The 19,533-nt window shown below is 31.4% G+C and carries 13 protein-coding genes; 3 read left to right on the top strand and 10 right to left on the bottom strand.

What is annotated here, in order from left to right:
- Positions 1–10: 10 nt before the first annotated feature.
- The 6 genes from addA to CD034_RS02865 all read right to left on the bottom strand — a co-directional run bounded on the left by addA (position 11) and on the right by CD034_RS02865 (position 10,669).
- On the bottom strand, positions 11–3,676 hold the full coding sequence (addA, locus tag CD034_RS02890) for a helicase-exonuclease AddAB subunit AddA (protein WP_103288105.1): 3,666 nt from the start codon (positions 3,674–3,676) through the stop codon (positions 11–13).
- Positions 3,669–7,157, bottom strand: coding sequence for a helicase-exonuclease AddAB subunit AddB (gene addB, locus CD034_RS02885; RefSeq protein WP_103288104.1), 3,489 nt, complete (start codon positions 7,155–7,157; stop codon positions 3,669–3,671). The genes addA and addB overlap by 8 nt, the downstream gene beginning before the upstream one ends.
- A 127-nt stretch (positions 7,158–7,284) precedes the next feature.
- On the bottom strand, positions 7,285–7,851 hold the full coding sequence (gene lepB, locus CD034_RS02880) for a signal peptidase I (protein WP_002448121.1): 567 nt from the start codon (positions 7,849–7,851) through the stop codon (positions 7,285–7,287).
- Positions 7,852–7,865: 14 nt separating this feature from the next.
- Positions 7,866–8,390: a signal peptidase I gene (gene lepB / locus CD034_RS02875; RefSeq protein ID WP_103288103.1), complete on the bottom strand. Its 525-nt coding sequence runs from the start codon at positions 8,388–8,390 to the stop codon at positions 7,866–7,868.
- 4 nt (positions 8,391–8,394) lie between these two features.
- Positions 8,395–8,970: a TVP38/TMEM64 family protein gene (locus CD034_RS02870; protein ID WP_037555865.1), complete on the bottom strand. Its 576-nt coding sequence runs from the start codon at positions 8,968–8,970 to the stop codon at positions 8,395–8,397.
- 367 nt (positions 8,971–9,337) lie between these two features.
- On the bottom strand, positions 9,338–10,669 hold the full coding sequence (locus tag CD034_RS02865) for a glucose-6-phosphate isomerase (protein ID WP_049335137.1): 1,332 nt from the start codon (positions 10,667–10,669) through the stop codon (positions 9,338–9,340).
- A gap of 325 nt (positions 10,670–10,994) precedes the next feature.
- On the opposite strand from CD034_RS02865, the gene CD034_RS02860 reads away from it, so the two are divergent.
- The 3 genes from CD034_RS02860 (at position 10,995) to CD034_RS02850 (ending at position 15,053) form a co-directional block, all read left to right on the top strand.
- Complete coding sequence (locus CD034_RS02860; protein WP_002448038.1) at positions 10,995–12,197, top strand: argininosuccinate synthase; 1,203 nt, start codon at positions 10,995–10,997, stop codon at positions 12,195–12,197.
- Entirely contained in the window at positions 12,190–13,569 is a 1,380-nt protein-coding gene (gene argH / locus CD034_RS02855) for an argininosuccinate lyase (RefSeq protein ID WP_064207494.1), read from the top strand. The genes CD034_RS02860 and argH overlap by 8 nt, the downstream gene beginning before the upstream one ends.
- A gap of 491 nt (positions 13,570–14,060) precedes the next feature.
- The gene (locus tag CD034_RS02850) at positions 14,061–15,053 is read left to right on the top strand and encodes a glycerophosphodiester phosphodiesterase (RefSeq protein ID WP_373364493.1); all 993 of its coding nucleotides are present in this window, start codon (positions 14,061–14,063) and stop codon (positions 15,051–15,053) included.
- Positions 15,054–15,128: 75 nt separating this feature from the next.
- Here the strand turns inward: CD034_RS02850 and CD034_RS02845 are convergent, their stop codons facing one another.
- The 4 genes from CD034_RS02845 to ygs form a co-directional block, all read right to left on the bottom strand.
- The gene (locus CD034_RS02845) at positions 15,129–16,373 is read right to left on the bottom strand and encodes a Glu/Leu/Phe/Val family dehydrogenase (RefSeq protein ID WP_103288102.1); all 1,245 of its coding nucleotides are present in this window, start codon (positions 16,371–16,373) and stop codon (positions 15,129–15,131) included.
- Between the two features lie 107 nt (positions 16,374–16,480).
- Complete coding sequence (locus tag CD034_RS02840; protein ID WP_002455543.1) at positions 16,481–17,671, bottom strand: ornithine--oxo-acid transaminase; 1,191 nt, start codon at positions 17,669–17,671, stop codon at positions 16,481–16,483.
- A gap of 268 nt (positions 17,672–17,939) precedes the next feature.
- On the bottom strand, positions 17,940–19,067 hold the full coding sequence (locus tag CD034_RS02835; protein ID WP_002455544.1) for an NADH-dependent flavin oxidoreductase: 1,128 nt from the start codon (positions 19,065–19,067) through the stop codon (positions 17,940–17,942).
- A gap of 174 nt (positions 19,068–19,241) precedes the next feature.
- Positions 19,242–19,533 (bottom strand): S1 domain-containing post-transcriptional regulator Ygs (gene ygs / locus CD034_RS02830; protein ID WP_258026812.1); only part of this gene is annotated, 292 nt, incomplete at its 5' end.

Genomic DNA, 19,533 nt, shown 5'->3' with positions numbered 1-19,533 from the left:
AAGATTGATATTATAAACCATCTTCAATGCTCATTTCACCGAATTGGAAGAAATATAAATAGCCGTTCACTCTTTTATTTAGTATTGTTTCTAAGGTGTTTTTGTAATATTTCATTTGAATTTTATACTTATCACGTAATTGTATTCCAATTTCTTGATCCGTCATCCCTCTTCTTCGATTAAAAGCGTCTGTTTTGTAATCTACAAAATAATATTGGTTATCTTTAATAAAAATCAAATCAATCATACCTTGGATAATGGAGACATCTTCATCTAAATCTGGTATTTCATCTACACGTGCTTGGTTAACTACAAATGGTAACTCTCTGTATACTTCATCAGCTTGTGCAATTTTCATATATAAGTCACTACGAATAAATTCCATAATTCTTTCAAATTGGATATCTTTTTTAGCGTCTTCTTCAATAATGTGTTGATCAATTAACATATGAATATAGTCATCTAACTCTGTTTCAGTTAATCGTTGTTCTCTAAATGGAAGATGCTGCATAACGGTATGCATCAATGTACCAATTTCATTAGCTTTACGTTTTCTTTCTTGTCTTAAGAATTTAGGACGTTCATAAGTATAAGCACCAATGCGATATTGTCTTACTCTATCGTAACTTGTTCCATCTTCTTTAGTTTCTAATTGACGTTTTAATTCAGATACAGATTGTTTTGATGGCTTTTGAGTATTTTTTATAAATGGATACTTAAACGTTAATTGATGAATCATTTGTTGTTCGTTTTCTTTATTATTCGGAGCCTCTTCTTCAATATCATTGATAGTTCGATGTAATGTCTCATTTGAATCGCTTATTAAAGATAATTCATCGAAATGAATAATTTTCAAATCTACATATGGTTTCAAACTGTCATCTAATTGATTGATAGATGTCTCAAATTGATAATCAGATGTGATAGATTGAGATAAGTGTTTCGCTAAAATACTATATACCAGATTAAAAGGTCGTTCTACTGATAATCTTTTATGAAGTGCAATGAGTTGATTTGAAATAGGCAAACGTTCATACTTTCTTAACTTTTCTTCTTTATCTACCGTTCCGATTAGAATGAGCTGTTCTTTTGCACGAGTTAATGCCACATACATTAAACGCATCTCTTCAGAAATCAATTCTTTTTCTGTTAATGATTTAACAACTACAGATGAAAGTGATGGATAAGAAATATTGTCTGTTAAATCATAGTACTCCATTCCTAAACCATATTTTTGATTTAATACTAAAGGTTTCCGAATATCTTCTTTATTAAAATTCTTAGAAAGACCAGAATAAATAACATATGGAAACTCTAAACCTTTACTACTATGAATTGTCATCATTCGAACTACATTATCATTAGGTCCTATCACATTTTCTTCACCAAAATCTTTTTTACGCTCTATCAATTCATCGATAAATCTTATAAATTGATAAAGTCCTCTAAACGTAGAATTTTCAAATTCTATTGCTTTATTAAACAATCCAAAAAGATTAGCGCGTCTGCCTTTACCACCAATCAGTCCACTAAAATATTGAATGACATAATGATCATTATAGAACTTATCAATTAACTGATACACAGGATGTGTTTGCCCATAATCTTGATATAAATGTATATCTTCAATAAAACGACGTAATTTATTAACTAATTGTGCGTTAGCTTGATCATATTTTATATAGTGTAAAATTGATTGATAAAAGTAATCATCGTTTGAACTGACTACTCGAATTTCAGCAAGTTCATCTTCAGTAAATTGATAAATGACAGAGCGCATTAACCCAACTAGATAAATATCTTGCAATGGGTTATCAATCGTTCTAAGAAACGATAGTACTAGTCGTACTTCCGTTTGTTCAAAATAACCTTCCTTACTATTAACATGGAACGGAATATTATTATCTTTAAATACTTTTTGCAAACGTCTAGCATTACTCATTCCACGTTCTAAAATAACAATATCTTTATAAGTTGCTTTACGATAGGCATTGTTTTTCGCATCGTAAACGAGTTTATTGTCAAGGATATGTTTTACTTGTTCAACTACATAATATGCTTCTTGTTCCTGTCTATCTAAATCTATGTCCTCATTTTCAGATTTAATAAGTGCATGTAATTCGAGTGGCATTGCTTTTTCTGGATAATAATGAGCTCCGAAATATAAACGTGCATCGGCATCATAATTAATTTCTCCAACCGATTCATCCATCATATGATCAAAAAGATAATTAGTCGTTGAAAGTACTTCCTTTCTTGAGCGGAAGTTATTAGATAAGTCAATTCGAAGTCCTGTTTGTTGCCCTTCTTTAGTGAATCGATGATATTTACTCATAAACAATGTAGGATCCGCTTGTCTAAACTTATAAATAGATTGCTTTACATCTCCCACCATAAATAAGTTGCCATCTAATTCATCACCACGTTTGATAGTAGATATAATTGCCTCTTGTACCTGATTGGTATCTTGATATTCATCAATAAGTATTTCTTCAAATTGATGACGATACTCTTTAGCGATAGTAGAAGGCGTCCCGTTTTCATCTGTTAATATTTGTAAGGCAAAATGTTCATAATCTGCAAAATCTAGTACATTTCTACTACGTTTTTTCTTAGCAAAATCATTAATGATATCTTTAATGATTTGAACTAAATATTTTATCCGAGGCGCTAACTGTTTCATATCGTCTTTAAGTTCATCTACTGAACGCATTAAATATTTATTTTTTACATTTTGAATGGTTTCATTATATTCTTTATAGAAAGATTTAATATCTTCAAGTGTCTCTAAATCTTCATTTTCTTTTTTTATTTTTGATGACATTTGTGGAAACTTTTCAGGTGTATGATTAAGAAGTGCATCTCTATTCAAAACACCATCTTCTAATATTCTTTGGCATATCATTTTCTCTCTTTGGACAACTTCTAAATGTTTTTCAACAGCATTACAATGGGATAAAAGATTTTCTGCTTCAAGAAGTGAGTCAAATGCTGCTTTCATATATATTTCTGCTAGTATTTTTAATTCTTTAAGGTAGTCTTGTTGCTTCTCATCATTCTCGTAAGGATCGACTAATGAATCTAACCATTTAAATGGTGAAGGATTAGCTATACTAAAATAATAAAATCGTTTTAAAATTTCTCTAAATCTATCGTCATTTCTATCATTTGATAGTTGTTCGACTAAAGTCAAAAATTCAATATCAGGATCTTCATAATGATGTTCTAGTACTTCATCAATTGATTGCTCTAATAAAAGTACATTTTCAACTTCACTAATCGTTCTAAAATTAGGGTCTAGTTGGATAACATCATAATGTTGTTGAATCACTTTTAAACAAAAACTATGCAGTGTAGAAATTTGAGCTTGATGTATTTTTATACGTTGACTTTTTAAGTGTTCATTCTTAGGATCCTCTAATGAAGCTTGTTGAATACGTTGTTCTACACGATGTTTCATCTCTCTAGCACTTAAGTTCGTAAATGTCACTACAAGTAATTTATCAACATCTACTTCATCTTTTAAGATTTTTTGAATAATACGTTCAACTAGAACAGCTGTTTTTCCTGAGCCAGCAGCTGCTGCAACTAGTATATCTTGCCCTTTTGCATATATACTGTTCCATTGTGCATCCGTCCATTGTGCATCTTTAGGTTTTACTGGAATATTATTCATTGTCCTCACCGCTTTCTAATTCGACCTCTTGAATTGCTTGAATTGGATTAATCGATTCATCTACATGGCGATAATGTTTACTATCAATAAGACTATCTACGTGACATACTGACTGGAAACTACAAAATTCACATGGTAATTTGTCTTCAAATTTAAGTGGAGCTACTTCTGTGTGACCATCCATAATATTTGAAGCAGTCTCAATAAAATTATTTTTATTGTGTTGAATAAATTTATGAATCGTTGTTTCATCAGCAACTTGGCTTCCCCGTGCACTAATACCTCCATCTTTTTTTAATGTCACGGGTACAATATCTGATTTAGATATCTCGTTAAGTCTTATATCCATAGCATCTATAACTTCAGCATCACTATTGATTAATCCTTTTAATTTATATTCTTTTAGAATAGCTTGATTAATATTTTCCTTATTCAATGCCTCTTCAGTTAAATCGCCCCATTTTTCAAATTTCAAACGTTCATCATGAATGTGGAAATATAACAATCCACCTGGTTTAACCTCTGAACTTAAACCAAGCCGCTCTGAATTTTGTAATACGATATCCATATACGTCATCATTTGCATCTGTTTACCATAATAAACTTTTTTCAAATTTAAATTGGCGCTATGATTAGATGATTTATAATCTATAATATTTACAAAACTTGTATTATTTTTTGTATAAGCATCGATACGATCAATTTGTCCACGAATATGAATCGGTATCCCTTGTGTCGTCATTAAGGGATGTGCAATCAACTCTTCTTCCGTTCTTGGTTTCTTTCTAAAAGCAGTTTCAAAACGTTTTGGTCTAAATTTTGTATTCTCATTTTGATAACGAAGTGCCTTTAACGTACTTTCAACAATGACACCTATACGTTTAGATACATAACGATAATATGCATTGGAATCCATTAAATTAAATTGCACTTGTGGTAAGACATGTTGTAGAGCTTCTTCAGTAAGTGCATGGATTTTCTGATTATCCAATTGACTAAATTCTCCATTTACTTTATCCGAAATATATTTTAAAGCATTATGAAAAATATTACCTAAATCAAAACTTTCAAGTTGATATTTGGTACGTTCATTTAGACGAAGGCCGTAAGTAGCATAATGTTGGAATGGGCAATCATTATAACCTTCAAATCGTGAAACACTAGCATTAATAGACGTTCCATATAATGCTTCTGACAATTGTGGTGTGAGTTGAATGGTTTCATTATCATATGTTAAAGCTGTTGATAAATAGTTTATACTGTCATTTAATTCTTCATTTTCACTTATAACTTTATAAGCATCAAGCCACGTATCTGCTACCGCTTCTTCTTCCAACCACGATTTCAATGCTTCAAATAAATGAATTTTAGTTTGATGTGGATGTTCCATTAATGTAAGAGGATAAGCATGATGAAGATAATGAATATTTTTGATATCCAAATTACTGAACAGTGCTTGAATCTGATTTAAAAATGGACTTTTCTCTTTTTCATCTCCTTGCATCCCCATAAGACTATATGAAAAAGTCATTTGTTCACATGCACGTGTCATAGCAATGTAGCATACAAATGCTTCATCCATTTGTAAGATATCAGAGGTTGGACTTAATTCAACACTTCCCCGTTCCTCTAACAAACGTTTTTCTTCATCAGTGATTAAGCTTGAAGATGACAAGGGCTGTGGCATCACTCCATCATTCATCCCAACCATATAAACATGTTTTTTATTATCAACTTTTGCTAAATCCATAGTCCCTATGCTAACTTGATCCAATGTTTGAGGAATCATTACAAATTCAAGTTGCTCAAGTCCAATGTCAAATACTTCTAAGAATCGATTTAAACTCATTTCTTCTTCTTCAAATACTGTGACTAAATCATCTAATATTTGTATTAATCCATTCCATAATTGGTCAATTTCTTCTGCTTTCTCATGGTCTCCTTTTAAGTCTAGTTCATCACGGTGGGCCATTAAATATTTAGGCAAATCAAAAGCTTCCATTGTTTCATAAAATGCAGTTGCATAATCTCTAACATTTTTAGAGTGAAGCATGGCTTTCTCAAAACGAAGTATTTTATTTACAACATCATCCTTTAAGCGTACGACGTCTTCAAATGCTTCTTTTTCTTCTTCAGTTAATTGATGCGCTTTACGTCCCATTTTTGTAAAATTATCGATATTAAACAATTTATCATCTAACCATTTTTTACCGTAAATACCTCGTTCAATGACAAAGTTTTCTAATAGATCAATTAAGTAACTACTATTTTTAAATTGATTAGATAAAATATTGGTTTTAAATAGTCTCATCATTGGACTAAGTCCCATATTACTTTGGATAACTTCTAATAAAGAACGTATCATTTCCATTATAGGATGATGTGTCATCGATTTTTTAGTATCAATATTATAAGGAATATCATATTGTGGCAAAATAGATTCAAATAGATAGGCATATGTTTCATCTCTATATAAAATTGCAATATCTTGATATCTAAAGTGTTTATCACGTGTATCTTTAATAATACGTCGTGCTATTTCATTAACTTCTTCTCTCATATTCGATGACTCAAGTAAATCAATATAACCATGGGATTGAGTTGGATTAACTTGAAGTGCGTCAAATTGTTGTTCTAATTGTAATAAATCCTTATTTTTGAAACGATATGGTGTTGTAAAATAATGTTCATTTAAAGGTATATGTAATTCATTTGCAATTTCTTTTAAGTGAATAAGTACGTCAGAAGGTTTTCTAAACATACTAAAGTGATCTTCATTACCATTTGTAGTTAATAATATAGTAACTTGTTTAGCATTTTGTACTAATGCTTTAATAATTTGATATTCAAGCGTTGAAAAGTTATAAAATCCATCTATATAAATATCAGCATGCTTAATCCACTCAGATTTGTGCATTATTTCAATAAAATAATTAAGACTGTCTTCAGCGGTAATAAATTCTCCATTTAATCGTTCTTCAAAATAATGATAAATAAGCGAAATATCTTCTAGTTTATGTCGGGTTCTTGTTTGTAATTCATTATCTTCTAAAAATAAATCAAGTTGATGAGGTGTTACAGAATATTTCTTAAAATCTTGGATTTGTTCACTTAATTTTTCACTAAAACCATAATAATCTGCTTGAGATTGATATAATTTCATTTCTGATTTGTGTTGTTGAACGATATTGAATATCATCATTTCAATAGCTGCTTTAGTTAAACGTGTTTCAGTTAATCCTCCGAGTTCTTGAAAGATTCTATAGCTCAAACGCTCAAAATGTAAAACTTCCGTTCTTAAACTCCCATTTAACTCTCGATCATTTACGAAAGATTGCTCCAATTGAAACGTACTTTGGGTAGGTGCAATTAAAATGATAGGATCTCCAAGAGGATTTTCTTTCATTTGTTGTTTAATATTTTTAATCATATGATACGATTTACCGGTACCAGCTCTTCCAAGATATGTATTTAATTCCATTATCTACACGCTCCTTTAAACTCATTTTACCACGGAACATACGTTCTTAAAAAGTAAAGTAGATAAAATAAAAGTAGAATGCGAATTCACCTGAATTGACATTCTACTTTTATTTTAAATTGATATCCTACTTATCTGGATTAAAATTAAATTTAAAATTATTTAATGGCCAAAATCTAAATGATACTTTACCGACGATTTGTTGTTTATCTATTAATCCAAACGCTCTACTATCTTTACTAACTTCACGGTTATCTCCTAATACTAAGTATTTATTTTTAGGAATAACGTTAGAGTTAGGATGAGCATTAAGAAGATCCTTAGTTTCAAAAGATCCTGTAATGTACTCTCCTTGTTTATGTTTTTCATTATAGTCTAAGTAAGGCTCATTTACCTTTTTCCCATTAATATATAGCTGATCTTTTTTATATGTCACACTATCTCCTGGTACGCCTATTACTCTTTTAACATAGTCATCAGATTGATTAGCATGGAAGACAATAACATTTCCTTTTTTTATGTTTCCTACCTTATAACCTAAAATGTTAACCATCACATGTTGCCCATCTTTTAATGTTGGATCCATTGAGTCACCTTTTATTGTATAGGATTTGGCAACAAAAGTGACTACAAGCCATACGAGCAATAAACCTACAGCTATCGCAACAATCCATTCTGTTATTTCTTTTTTCAAATATAACACCTCATCTATTTATTAAACTCATAGTTGAATGATCTAAAAGGATAATATCTTAGACATACATTTCCTATAACATCACTTTTTTTAATTAATCCATATCTTCTCGAATCAGTTAATGTATTACTATGATCATTCAACACTAAAAATGAGTCAGGTGGAATAATATCCCCATCAGTATTTTCTAAATCTCGTAATGCGAAATCATTAATATCTCTATTTTTAGCATAATATTTATTCACTTGTCTATCATCTTTATATAATTTACCATGCCTTATTTCTATCGATTCGCCTGCTTTCCCAATAATACGGCTAAAATGAATTTGATTATGATGCCGATACATAATAATATCCCCTTCATTTAATAAATTAAATGTCACTTTCAATTTATTAATCATTATATAATCATTTTTATTTAGAGTGGGGGCCATTTCATTAGTATGAACAATTGCGCTTCTTAGTAAAAAAATTTGAATAAACATCACGAAAATAATTGCTAAAATAATGGATATACTTGTACTTATAATTTGACGCAAAATGTCACTCCTCATGTGTTCCCATAAAATGTTTTTCAACTCTTTTTCCAATAAACCATATGACTATAGTAACAATAATTAAAATAATTGCTCTTATAGGATGAGTTAAAAATGTAGTCACTTCTCTACCCATCACCGCTAAAAATGATATGGAAATAAGCTTTGAAAATAATAAAATAATAAAATAATTCTTCATTTTAATATGAGAAAAACTAGCTACAAAGTTCACTACTGTATTAGGTGTAAATGGAAAACACATTAATATAAAAATAGGAACAAGTCCTTGTTTATCTATAAAATGTGTGAGTTTTTTCACACCTTTTTTTGCTTTAACTCTTTGCATAAAAGATGTATCAACGAATTTCCTACAAAAATAAAATACAGTAAATGTTCCAGCGACGATCCCTAACCAACTAATAATAGTTCCTGTAATAAAACCATAAATATGAACATTTAAGATGACATAGAGAGTTAAAGGAAAAACAGGAATTATAGCTCTTAAATAGAGAATAATAAAACCTGCAAAGTATCCTAATTGTTGTAACACATTAAACCAATGTTCAATTTGATGAAACACTATATCATCAAATCCTTTCTTGAAATTTCATCATTCTCTATTGAGTATAAAATTATTTTACACTCTTTTCTTAAAAAAACTATTAATTCACTAAGAAATCAGTCACAAGTACTAGATAACAGATTTAACATTAGTCATATTAATCTTTTAAAAAAGAATGAGACTGAATTCACAACGAATTCAATCCTTTTCTCTTGACCCCATCTTACGTTAAACAAAAACTTCTTTTTATGAAAGTCTATATGCTAAAAAAGATTGATATAAGTATATATTCAATTGAGTCATTGACTGCCAATATATTAAAAATGCCTAAGACAGCTCATCGTGTCCTAGGCTTTAAATGATTATTTTATTTAAATTTATGTTGATATTATAAACGTTCTTCTAATTCTTTTTTCTTATCCTCATAACCTGGTTTACCAAGTAAAGCAAACATATTTTGTTTATAAGCTTCTACGCCAGGTTGGTTAAATGGATTAACACCTAATTGATAGCCACTCATCGCACAAGCTAATTCAAAGAAGTAAACGACATAACCGAATGTTTCTTCATCTAAACGTGGGATATTCACAACGATATTAGGAACGCCACCATCAGTATGAGCTAATAATGTACCTTCAAATGCTTTTGTATTAACTTCATCGATTGTTTTTCCAGCTAAATAATTTAAGCCATCTAAATCGTCATCATCTTTTTCAATTGTAATATCATGTTTAGGTTGATTTACTTTTACAACAGTTTCAAATAAGAAACGGCGTCCTTCTTGAACATACTGACCTAATGAATGTAAATCAGTAGTATAGTTTGCGCTTGAAGGATAAATACCTTTAAAGTCTTTACCTTCAGATTCACCGTATAACTGTTTCCACCATTCATTAAAGTACTGCATAGATGGTTCGTAGTTAATTAACATCTCAGTTGTATAACCTTTACTATAAAGAACATTTCGAATTGTTGCATATTGATATGCAATATTCTCTTCTAAATTTTCAGATGATAGTTCTTTACGAGCTTTATTTGCTCCATTCATAATTGCTTCAATATCAATACCTGCAGTTGCAATTGGTAATAATCCTACCGCAGTTAATACTGAATAACGACCACCTACATCATCAGGTACAACAAATGTTTCATAACTTTCATTATCTGCTAATTGTTTCAATGCACCTTTTGCTTTATCAGTTGTAGCAAAGATACGTTTTTTTGCTTCGTCTTTACCATATTTTTCTTCAACTAATTGTTTAAACAATCTAAATGCTACAGCAGGCTCAGTCGTTGTGCCTGATTTAGAAATCACATTTACTGAAAAGTCTTTATCAGACAAGTAATTCACTAATTCTTGTGTATAACTTGAAGATAAGTGATTTCCTACAAATACAATTTCAGGATATTCTGTATTGTTACGGAAAGATGAAGTAAGCATTTCAATTGCAGCACGTGCACCTAAATATGAACCGCCAATTCCGATAACTACCAATACATCTGAATTCGATTGAATATGTTTCGCTGCTTTTTGAATTCTAGAAAACTCTTCTTTATCGTAATCTTCAGGTAAATTTACCCAACCTAAAAAGTCGCTTCCAGCACCCGTTCCTTCATGAATCGTTTTATGAATTGTTTTTACAATATCTTTTTGTTGATCAAGTTCATGTTGACCAAAAAATTCTAACGTTTTGCCATAATCTAATTGAATATGAGTCATTTATAGATCCTCCAATGTTTATGAATTAGTTTCATTTTACTAACTTTAAGTTATCTATTCAATGAACAAGTTCAATTATTCAAAAAATAGTCTGTTTTTTTTTAGAATCATTGAATTACTTTACCTTGTAATGAATACACAATTGAAATAGCAATCAACTCTTTAGTTGTAGTAATATTCAATGAATATAGAAATAACAATAGATGATTAATAATATTTCAATTATCTTTATTTTGTATAAATATGTAAAAAAATGGTTTTATTTTCATAATAAATCTGTTAGTATAGAATTATATCAATTTTCAGAAAACTTAGAGGTGACAATATGAAAGATAAAATTGTTTTAGCTTATTCAGGTGGATTAGATACTAGTGTAGCTGTTAAATGGCTTATAGATAAAGGGTATGACGTAGTGGCAGTATGTTTAGATGTTGGCGAAGGTAAAGATTTAGATGTTGTTTATTCTAAAGCATTAGACATGGGCGCCGTCGAATGTCATATTATTGATGCAACTAAGGAATTTAGTGAAGATTATGTAAGTTATGCAATAAAAGGAAATTTAATGTATGAAAATAGTTATCCTTTAGTATCTGCGCTTTCAAGACCCTTAATAGCGAAGAAATTAGTAGAAATTGCTGAACAAACAAAGTCAATCGGTATTGCACATGGTTGTACTGGTAAAGGTAATGATCAAGTACGTTTTGAAGTAGCAATTAAAGCACTTAACCCTAATTTGAAAACATTTGCTCCTGTTAGAGAGTGGGGCTGGAGTCGTGAAGAAGAAATCGACTATGCAATCAAACATGGTATTCCTGTAAGTATTAATCATGATTCACCTTATTCAATCGATCAAAATTTATGGGGTCGTGCAAATGAATGTGGTATTTTAGAAGATCCCTATGCTGCTCCACCGAAAGATGCATATGATTTAACTGCTGAATTAGAGGATACACCAGATACACCAGATGAAATTATCTTATCATTTAAAAATGGTGTTCCTGTTCAACTTAACCATAAAGACTATGATTTAGATCAGCTAATTCTAACATTAAATGATTTAGCTGGTAAACATGGTATCGGACGTATCGATCACGTAGAGAATCGTTTAGTTGGTATAAAATCACGTGAAGTATATGAAACACCAGGTGCTGAAGTTATATTAAAAGCTCATAAATCTTTAGAAACATTAACATTAACTAAAGATGTGGCGCATTTTAAACCAGTCATTGAAAAACAATTTGCTGAACAAACATATAATGGTTTATGGTTCTCACCTTTAACAGACAGTCTAAAGCAATTTATCGATAGCACTCAACACTATGTTGAAGGAGATGTCAGAGTTAAATTATTTAAAGGTAATGCTATTGTTAATGGTAGAAAATCGCCTTATACACTTTATGATGAAAAGTTAGCAACTTATACTAAAGAAGATGCTTTTGATCAATCAGCTGCAGTCGGCTTTATTGATATTTATGGACTGCCAACACAAGTAAATGCTTATTTACATGGAGGTTATAGTAATGAGTAATAAAGCATGGGGAGGTCGTTTTCAACAACAACCTGAAGAGTGGGTAGATGCGTTTAATGCTTCTATTGACTTTGACCAAACGCTTTTAGATGAGGATATTCAAGGTAGTATTGCACATGCAACAATGCTTGCACACCAAAACATTATTTCTGAAGAAGAAAAAAATGCCATCGTAAAAGGTTTGAAAGATATACAGGCAGATTTTCATAACCATAATATTGAATTTAAACATGCTTTAGAAGATATACATTTAAATATCGAACACGAACTGATACAACGCATTGGAGATCCAGGTGGCAAGTTACACACAGGTCGTAGCAGAAATGATCAAGTAGCAACAGACTTACATCTCTATGTAAAAAAACAGGTCATTGAGATTCAAGCACTTATTCGTTCATTCCAAGAGTCTATTTTAACTCTAGCAAAATCTCACGTAGAAACGATTATGCCAGGTTATACGCACTTACAACGTGCTCAACCTATTTCTTTCGCTCATCACATTATGACATATTTTTGGATGTTGGAAAGAGACTATACACGTTTTGCAGATAGTTTAAAACGTATTGATATATCTCCTCTTGGCGCTGCAGCATTGAGTGGCACTACACATCCTATCGATAGACATGAAACTCAAGAATTACTTGGTTTTGAATATATTTATGAAAATAGTCTTGATGCAGTGAGTGATCGTGATTACATTATTGAAACATTGCATAATATATCATTAACAATGACTCACCTATCACGTTTTGCAGAAGAAATTATTTTTTGGTCTACGGATGAAGCGAAATTTATTACACTATCTGATGCATTTTCTACTGGTTCATCTATTATGCCTCAAAAGAAAAATCCAGATATGGCTGAACTCATTCGTGGTAAAGTTGGACGTACGACAGGACATTTAATGAGTATGCTTGTCACATTGAAAGGCTTGCCTCTTGCATATAATAAAGACTTACAAGAGGATAAAGAAGGTTTATTTGATTCTGTTCGTACGATTAAAGGTTCTTTACGTATTTTTGAGGGCATGCTTAATACGTTAACGGTTAATACAAATCGTTTAAATGAAACAGTGCATCAAGATTTCTCTAACGCAACAGAACTTGCAGATTATTTAGTAGATAAAAATGTACCGTTTAGAACAGCACATGAAATTGTAGGAAAAATTGTCTTTGAATGTATTCAACAAGGCATCTATTTATTAGATGTACCATTTGAACGTTATCAAGAATTAAATGATAAAATCGAAGAAGATGTATATGATTACTTAAAACCAGAAAATTGTTTAAATAGAAGAAAAAGTTATGGTTCTACAGGCCAAGATGCTGTGCGTCATCAATTGAACGTTGCAGAAAATATTTTAAAACAATAATGAATACTATTATTAAATGACTATGAATCGAATAAATAAAGATTCTAATAAAGCATCTACTTGAGGATTAACTCTAAATCGCTTAATCGTTTTATAAGAAGGGGTTTGATTTTGTGAAGATCACATCATTTGTGAGAATAAGTACTGAAGTTTCCTTTCGTAGAGTCAGTTAAGTCATGTTAGAATTTTTATACATAAGGTACTTCGTTAATTTAGTTTAGTGTTGTTTATTAAATTATACGAAAGTGCCTTATTTTTTTAAATATTTCACTGTAAAATTACATATACATACAAAGTAATTGGGCGAGACTCATTTTTAGTTAAATTTAATTTAATTATTTTAACTTTCTCTATATTTATTGTTAATAAATTAATAGTTTTGCTAAAATTTTGAAAAAATTATTCTAAAAATTTCTTCTCTTTGCTAAAGTTTTAATGTATTTTTAAATTGAATTGAGAGGATGAGTTTTTTGAAGGTTTCTAAAAAAGCAATGATATCTAGTTTAGCAATAGCCACTATCGGTTTAGTAACATTATATAATCCAGTAGAAGCAAATAATAATCATAACAACCATAGCAATGCTTCTAATTCTGCTACAGCACATCAACAGTTTAATCAATCACAAAATAAATATACGTCAGTAGCGATTAGTAAACATCGTAATCAAGATCATTCGAATTGGATGACCAACTTAACTGGCGAACGTTTTACGACTATCGCTCATAGAGGTGCAAGTGGCTATGCACCGGAACATACGTTGTATGCATATGATAAAAGTCATAATGAGTTAGAGGCGTCGTATATTGAATTAGACTTACAACGTACGAAAGATGGACAACTTGTAGCAATGCATGACGAAACCGTTGATCGTACAACAACCGGTACAGGTCGTGTCGAAGACTATACACTCGCACAACTTAAACAACTAGATGCTGGGTCATGGTTTAACAATGCTCACCCTGAATATGCGAAACCAGAATATAAAAATGCTAAAGTCCCTACTCTAGATGAAATTTTATCTCGATACGGTACAAAGGCTAATTATTATATTGAAACTAAAAATCCTAATGTATATCCAGGTATGGAAGAACAACTACTTGAAACGTTAAAAAAACATCACATGTTAACTGGTAACTCTTTAAATCATGGACATATATTAATTCAATCTTTCTCAGAAGAAAGTTTACAAAAAATGCACCAATTAGATTCAAGCGTACCATTGATTCAATTACTTGATAAAAATGAATTGCAACAACAAAGTGAAGCGGATTTACAACATATTCACTCATATGCCATAGGTGTCGGCCCAGATTATACTAGTTTAAACGCTGAAAACACTAAGCATTTAAAAGATTTAGGTTTCCTAATTCATCCTTATACAGTAGATAAAACTACAGATATGCAACGTTTAAACCAATATGGTGTTGACGGTCTATTTACAAATTTTGCTGATAAATATAAAGCTACTATCCCAAACGAGTAATTTTATTACTTAAAAACCTCTCAATGACGAGTATATATTTCTCATCATTGAGAGGTTCATTTTTAATAGTTATATTTACGCCCATCCACGATAACGTGCTGCTTCAGCGGTACGTTTAATTCCTACGATATAAGCTGCCAATCTCATATCAATTTTTCTATTTTGTGCTAATTCATAAATAGTATCAAAAGCCTCGATTAATTTTTCCCGTAATTTTTTATTTACTTCATCTTCTGACCAGTAATAACCTTGGTTGTTTTGTACCCATTCAAAATAAGACACTGTCACGCCACCTGCACTTGCTAATACATCTGGTACAAGTAAAATATCACGTTCAGTTAAAATACGTGTAGCTTCTGGAGTAGTTGGTCCATTTGCCGCTTCCACAACAATATCAGCTTTAATATCGTGTGCATTATCTTCTGTGATTTGATTTGAAATTGCAGCCGGTACTAAAATATCACAATCAAGTTCGAATAATTCTTTATTTGAAATTGTATCTTCAAATAAGTTAGTTACAGTACCAAAGCTATCACGACGATCTAGTAAGTAATCGATATCTAAGCCATTAGGATCATGTAATGCACCATACGCGTCTGAAATTCCAACTACTTTAGCGCCTATATCATTTAAAAATTTAGCTAAGAAACTTCCAGCGTTCCCAAAGCCTTGAATCACAATACGTGACCCTTTAATTTCTTTTCCTCTACGCTTAGCAGCTTGTTCAATAGCAATCACTACGCCAAGAGCAGTAGAACGATCACGTCCTTGTGAGCCACCTAAGACAATTGGCTTACCAGTAATAAAACCTGGAGAATTAAACTTATCTAAAGCACTATATTCATCCATCATCCAAGCCATAATTTGAGAATTTGTAAACACATCTGGAGCAGGAATATCTTTAGTTGGTCCTACAAATTGAGAAATCGCACGTACATATCCTCGTGATAAACGTTCTACTTCATGAATACTCATTTGACGTGGATCACATACAATACCACCTTTACCTCCACCATAAGGTAAGTTGACAATGCCACATTTTAAGGTCATCCACATTGATAAAGCTTTGACTTCTTCTTCATCTACATCAGGATGGAAACGAACGCCACCTTTAGTAGGTCCTACAGCGTCATTATGTTGTGCACGATATCCAGTAAATGTTTTAACTGTACCATCGTCCATACGTACTGGAATACGTACTTGCAAGAATCTTAATGGTTCTTTAATTAAATCATACATACCATCATCAAATCCCAATTTATGCAATGCTTCTTTAATGATGCTTTGTGTAGAAGTCACTAAATTATTATTCTCAGTCATAATCACTTTCGCCTCTTTTTTTCACAAATGTTTTCGCTTTCATAAGTATTGTAACACGCCTATACTTTTTAAAGAAATTAAATCATGCCATATTACGTCATATCTATTTACTTAAATACACTTCTAATTCGATTTAATGCTTCATCTAATTCTTCTTTAGTAATAACCAAAGGTGGTGCAAAACGAATTACTGTATCATGGGTTTCTTTACATAATAAACCTTTTTCTTTCAACGCTTCACAAAATGGTCTTGCACTTTCGTGTAATTCCATACCAATGAATAACCCGCGTCCACGAACTTCTTTAATTGCAGGGTGATTAATCTTTTGTAATTCTGATTTAAAATATTCACCTAGTTCATTTGAATGTTCTGGTAAATTTTCATCGATAATGACATCTAAAGCCGCAATTGACACTGCACAAGCAAGCGGATTGCCACCAAAAGTAGAACCATGAGAACCAGGTGTAAATACATCAAGCACCTCGTTATCTGCTAATACAACTGAAATTGGTAAGACGCCTCCACCAAGTGCTTTACCCAAAATATATACATCTGGTTTAACATTATCCCAATCACATGCAAATAATTTTCCAGATCGTCCTAATCCAGCTTGAATTTCATCGGCGATAAACAAAATATTATGTTCATTACATAAATCTCTAATGGTTTTCAAATAACCTTCTGGAGGAATATTAATACCTGCTTCGCCTTGAATAGGTTCAACTAAAACAGCTGCTGTATTTTCATTAATTGCTTCTTTTAATTGTGCTTCATTACCAAAGTCAACTTTACGAAAACCCTCTAGTAAAGGACCATATCCACGTTGATATTCAGCTTCGGATGATAAAGACACAGGGGCCATTGTACGACCATGGAAGTTCCCATTAAATGCAATAATCTCAGCTTGATTTGGTTCAATACCTTTAACGTCATAGGCCCAACGACGCGCAGCTTTTAATGCTGTTTCAACTGCTTCAGCACCTGTATTCATTGGTAGTGCTTTATCTTTACCAGCTAATTTACAAATTTTTTCGTACCATTCCCCTAAGTTATCACTATGAAAAGCACGAGAGACAAGTGTCACTCTATCAGCTTGATGTTTTAATGCTTGAATAATTTTTGGATGACGATGACCTTGGTTAACTGCTGAATATGCCGATAACATATCTATATATTTATTACCTTCTGGATCAGTAACCCAAATTCCCTCTGCTTCTGAAACAACAATTGGTAGCGGCACATAGTTATGAGCACCGTAATGGTTTGTTAGTTCAATAATTTTTTCAGATTTAGTCATAATATCTCCCCTTTGCTTATTGTTATATTAAAACTAATCACTATATTTACTGGCTTTCGAAACTCTATTTTAAAATATTAAATTCTCTCTAACTCCATAAATGAAAGCCCTTACAAACATAATGACATATCCCCTTGACATTTTACAAGTAAATTATTTCTATTATCTAAAATTTTGATATAAACTTTTTTCTCTTAATAAAAAAAGGTAGTGGACAAAATTCATAATGAATTCTGTCTCACTACCAAACTATTTCATATTTTATTAATTATTTATCTTTACGAGGTAACGGATAAAATCCTTTATTAAATTGTTCCCATAAATTTGGTGGTAACGCATGTTTATCTTCACGATTTGGATCAAAGTATGAGATGATTTCCTCTTCTTTACCCTCTTCAATTTTATTGACAAAGTTATAATCTAGAAGAATGCCACGACCTAATGCTACGAGTTCAATACCTGTCGATTCTACTGCATCTAAAGCATCATCAGCACTAAATACAGAACCTATACCAATGACTGGTATACGTCCATCTACCCATTGATGGATAAGTTTTAGACGTTCTTCTCCTTCATATTTACCCTCACGTGTTTGTGAATGAATATCCATAATTGAAATATGAACATAATCAATCGCTTTTTTCGTAATTGTTTTAATTAATTTTTCTGTGTGTTCCATTGAAATACCAGGCGATTCTGCTTCTTCTGGTGATAATCTATAACCTACAATAAAATCTTTATTTGCATAAGTTTCCTTAACTTTTAATACTTCATCAATCACTGCAAGTGGGAATTTTAAATGGTCTCCCCATTCATCTTCACGACGATTATAGTATGGAGAGAAGAATTGATGAATTAAGTAATGGTTCGCTCCATGTATTTCTACGCCGTCAAACCCAGCTTCAATGGCACGGCGTGTAGCTTCACCGAAATCTTTAATTGTTTGTTCGATTTCTTCAGTAGTGATTTCTCTCGCATGATGTTCCTGTTGTTGACCAAAACTTTTCATTGAAACGGGACTTGGTGCCACAACATCTCCATTAGGAGTCAATTCAGGTAAAGCTTGTGCACCACCATGATGAATTTGGACTAATGCTTTTGCGCCATTTTTCTTCATTGCTGTCGCTAAGCGTTTTAAACCTTGGATATCTGAATCGTGTGCGACAGAGGGTTGGCCTGGGAAGGCTTTACCAATATCATTTACATTACTTGCAGCATTAATTGCAAGACCTACATCTTTGGCACGTTTCTCAATGTAAGAAATTTCGACATCTGAAATGGTACCATCATCATTTGATGATGTATGTGTTAAAGGTGCAAGTACAAAGCGATTTCTTAATGATACACCGTTTGGTAATGTAACAGCTTCAAATAATTTTTTATATTTATTATTCATAAGTAATTCCTTTCTAAATCTTTTAGTTTTATTATTTTCAAACTATAACATGAACATTTTTACGTCTCTACTTTTATGCTTATATGCATTAATCATCTTTTTATATTTGGTAATATATTAACATAATAAAAAACGTTACTTAAAAAAGTAACGTTTTAACGTGTTAACAGTCATTCAATTATTATTACGAATTGCACGTTTAGACTGCTTAATCCAGACCGGTAGGCGTTCTTCAAGCGTTTGAAACCCATACTTTTCTGTCTCTTTAATTTCATCTAATACAGACTGTTTTTCTTTTTTTCGTTCATAATTCTTAAAGTAATCATTATCTTTAAGTGACAAATTAAGCTTTCCTTCATCGTCTATAGAAAGAATTTTAGCTTTTACAATTTGACCTTCTGATAGAAATTTTTTTAGATTATGGACGTAATCATCCATAATCTCTGAAATATGAATAAGTCCTTCA

It is taken from the genome of Staphylococcus hominis subsp. hominis (assembly GCF_002901845.1).
In the GTDB taxonomy this organism is placed as follows: Bacteria; Bacillota; Bacilli; order Staphylococcales; family Staphylococcaceae; genus Staphylococcus; species Staphylococcus hominis.
The sequence above is the reverse complement of the archived record's forward strand: the minus strand, read 5'-3'. Positions and strand labels throughout refer to the sequence as shown.

What these genes read in the sequence shown, in the direction of transcription:
- CD034_RS02850 (WP_373364493.1), top strand. Translation starts at nt 14,061, where the DNA reads ATGATATCTAGTTTAGCAATAGCCACTATCGGTTTAGTAACATTATAT.
- CD034_RS02835 (WP_002455544.1), bottom strand. Translation starts at nt 19,067, where the DNA reads ATGAATAATAAATATAAAAAATTATTTGAAGCTGTTACATTACCAAAC.
- argH (WP_064207494.1), top strand. Translation starts at nt 12,190, where the DNA reads ATGAGTAATAAAGCATGGGGAGGTCGTTTTCAACAACAACCTGAAGAG.
- CD034_RS02845 (WP_103288102.1), bottom strand. Translation starts at nt 16,373, where the DNA reads ATGACTGAGAATAATAATTTAGTGACTTCTACACAAAGCATCATTAAA.
- addA (WP_103288105.1), bottom strand. Translation starts at nt 3,676, where the DNA reads ATGAATAATATTCCAGTAAAACCTAAAGATGCACAATGGACGGATGCA.
- CD034_RS02840 (WP_002455543.1), bottom strand. Translation starts at nt 17,671, where the DNA reads ATGACTAAATCTGAAAAAATTATTGAACTAACAAACCATTACGGTGCT.
- addB (WP_103288104.1), bottom strand. Translation starts at nt 7,157, where the DNA reads ATGGAATTAAATACATATCTTGGAAGAGCTGGTACCGGTAAATCGTAT.
- CD034_RS02860 (WP_002448038.1), top strand. Translation starts at nt 10,995, where the DNA reads ATGAAAGATAAAATTGTTTTAGCTTATTCAGGTGGATTAGATACTAGT.
- CD034_RS02865 (WP_049335137.1), bottom strand. Translation starts at nt 10,669, where the DNA reads ATGACTCATATTCAATTAGATTATGGCAAAACGTTAGAATTTTTTGGT.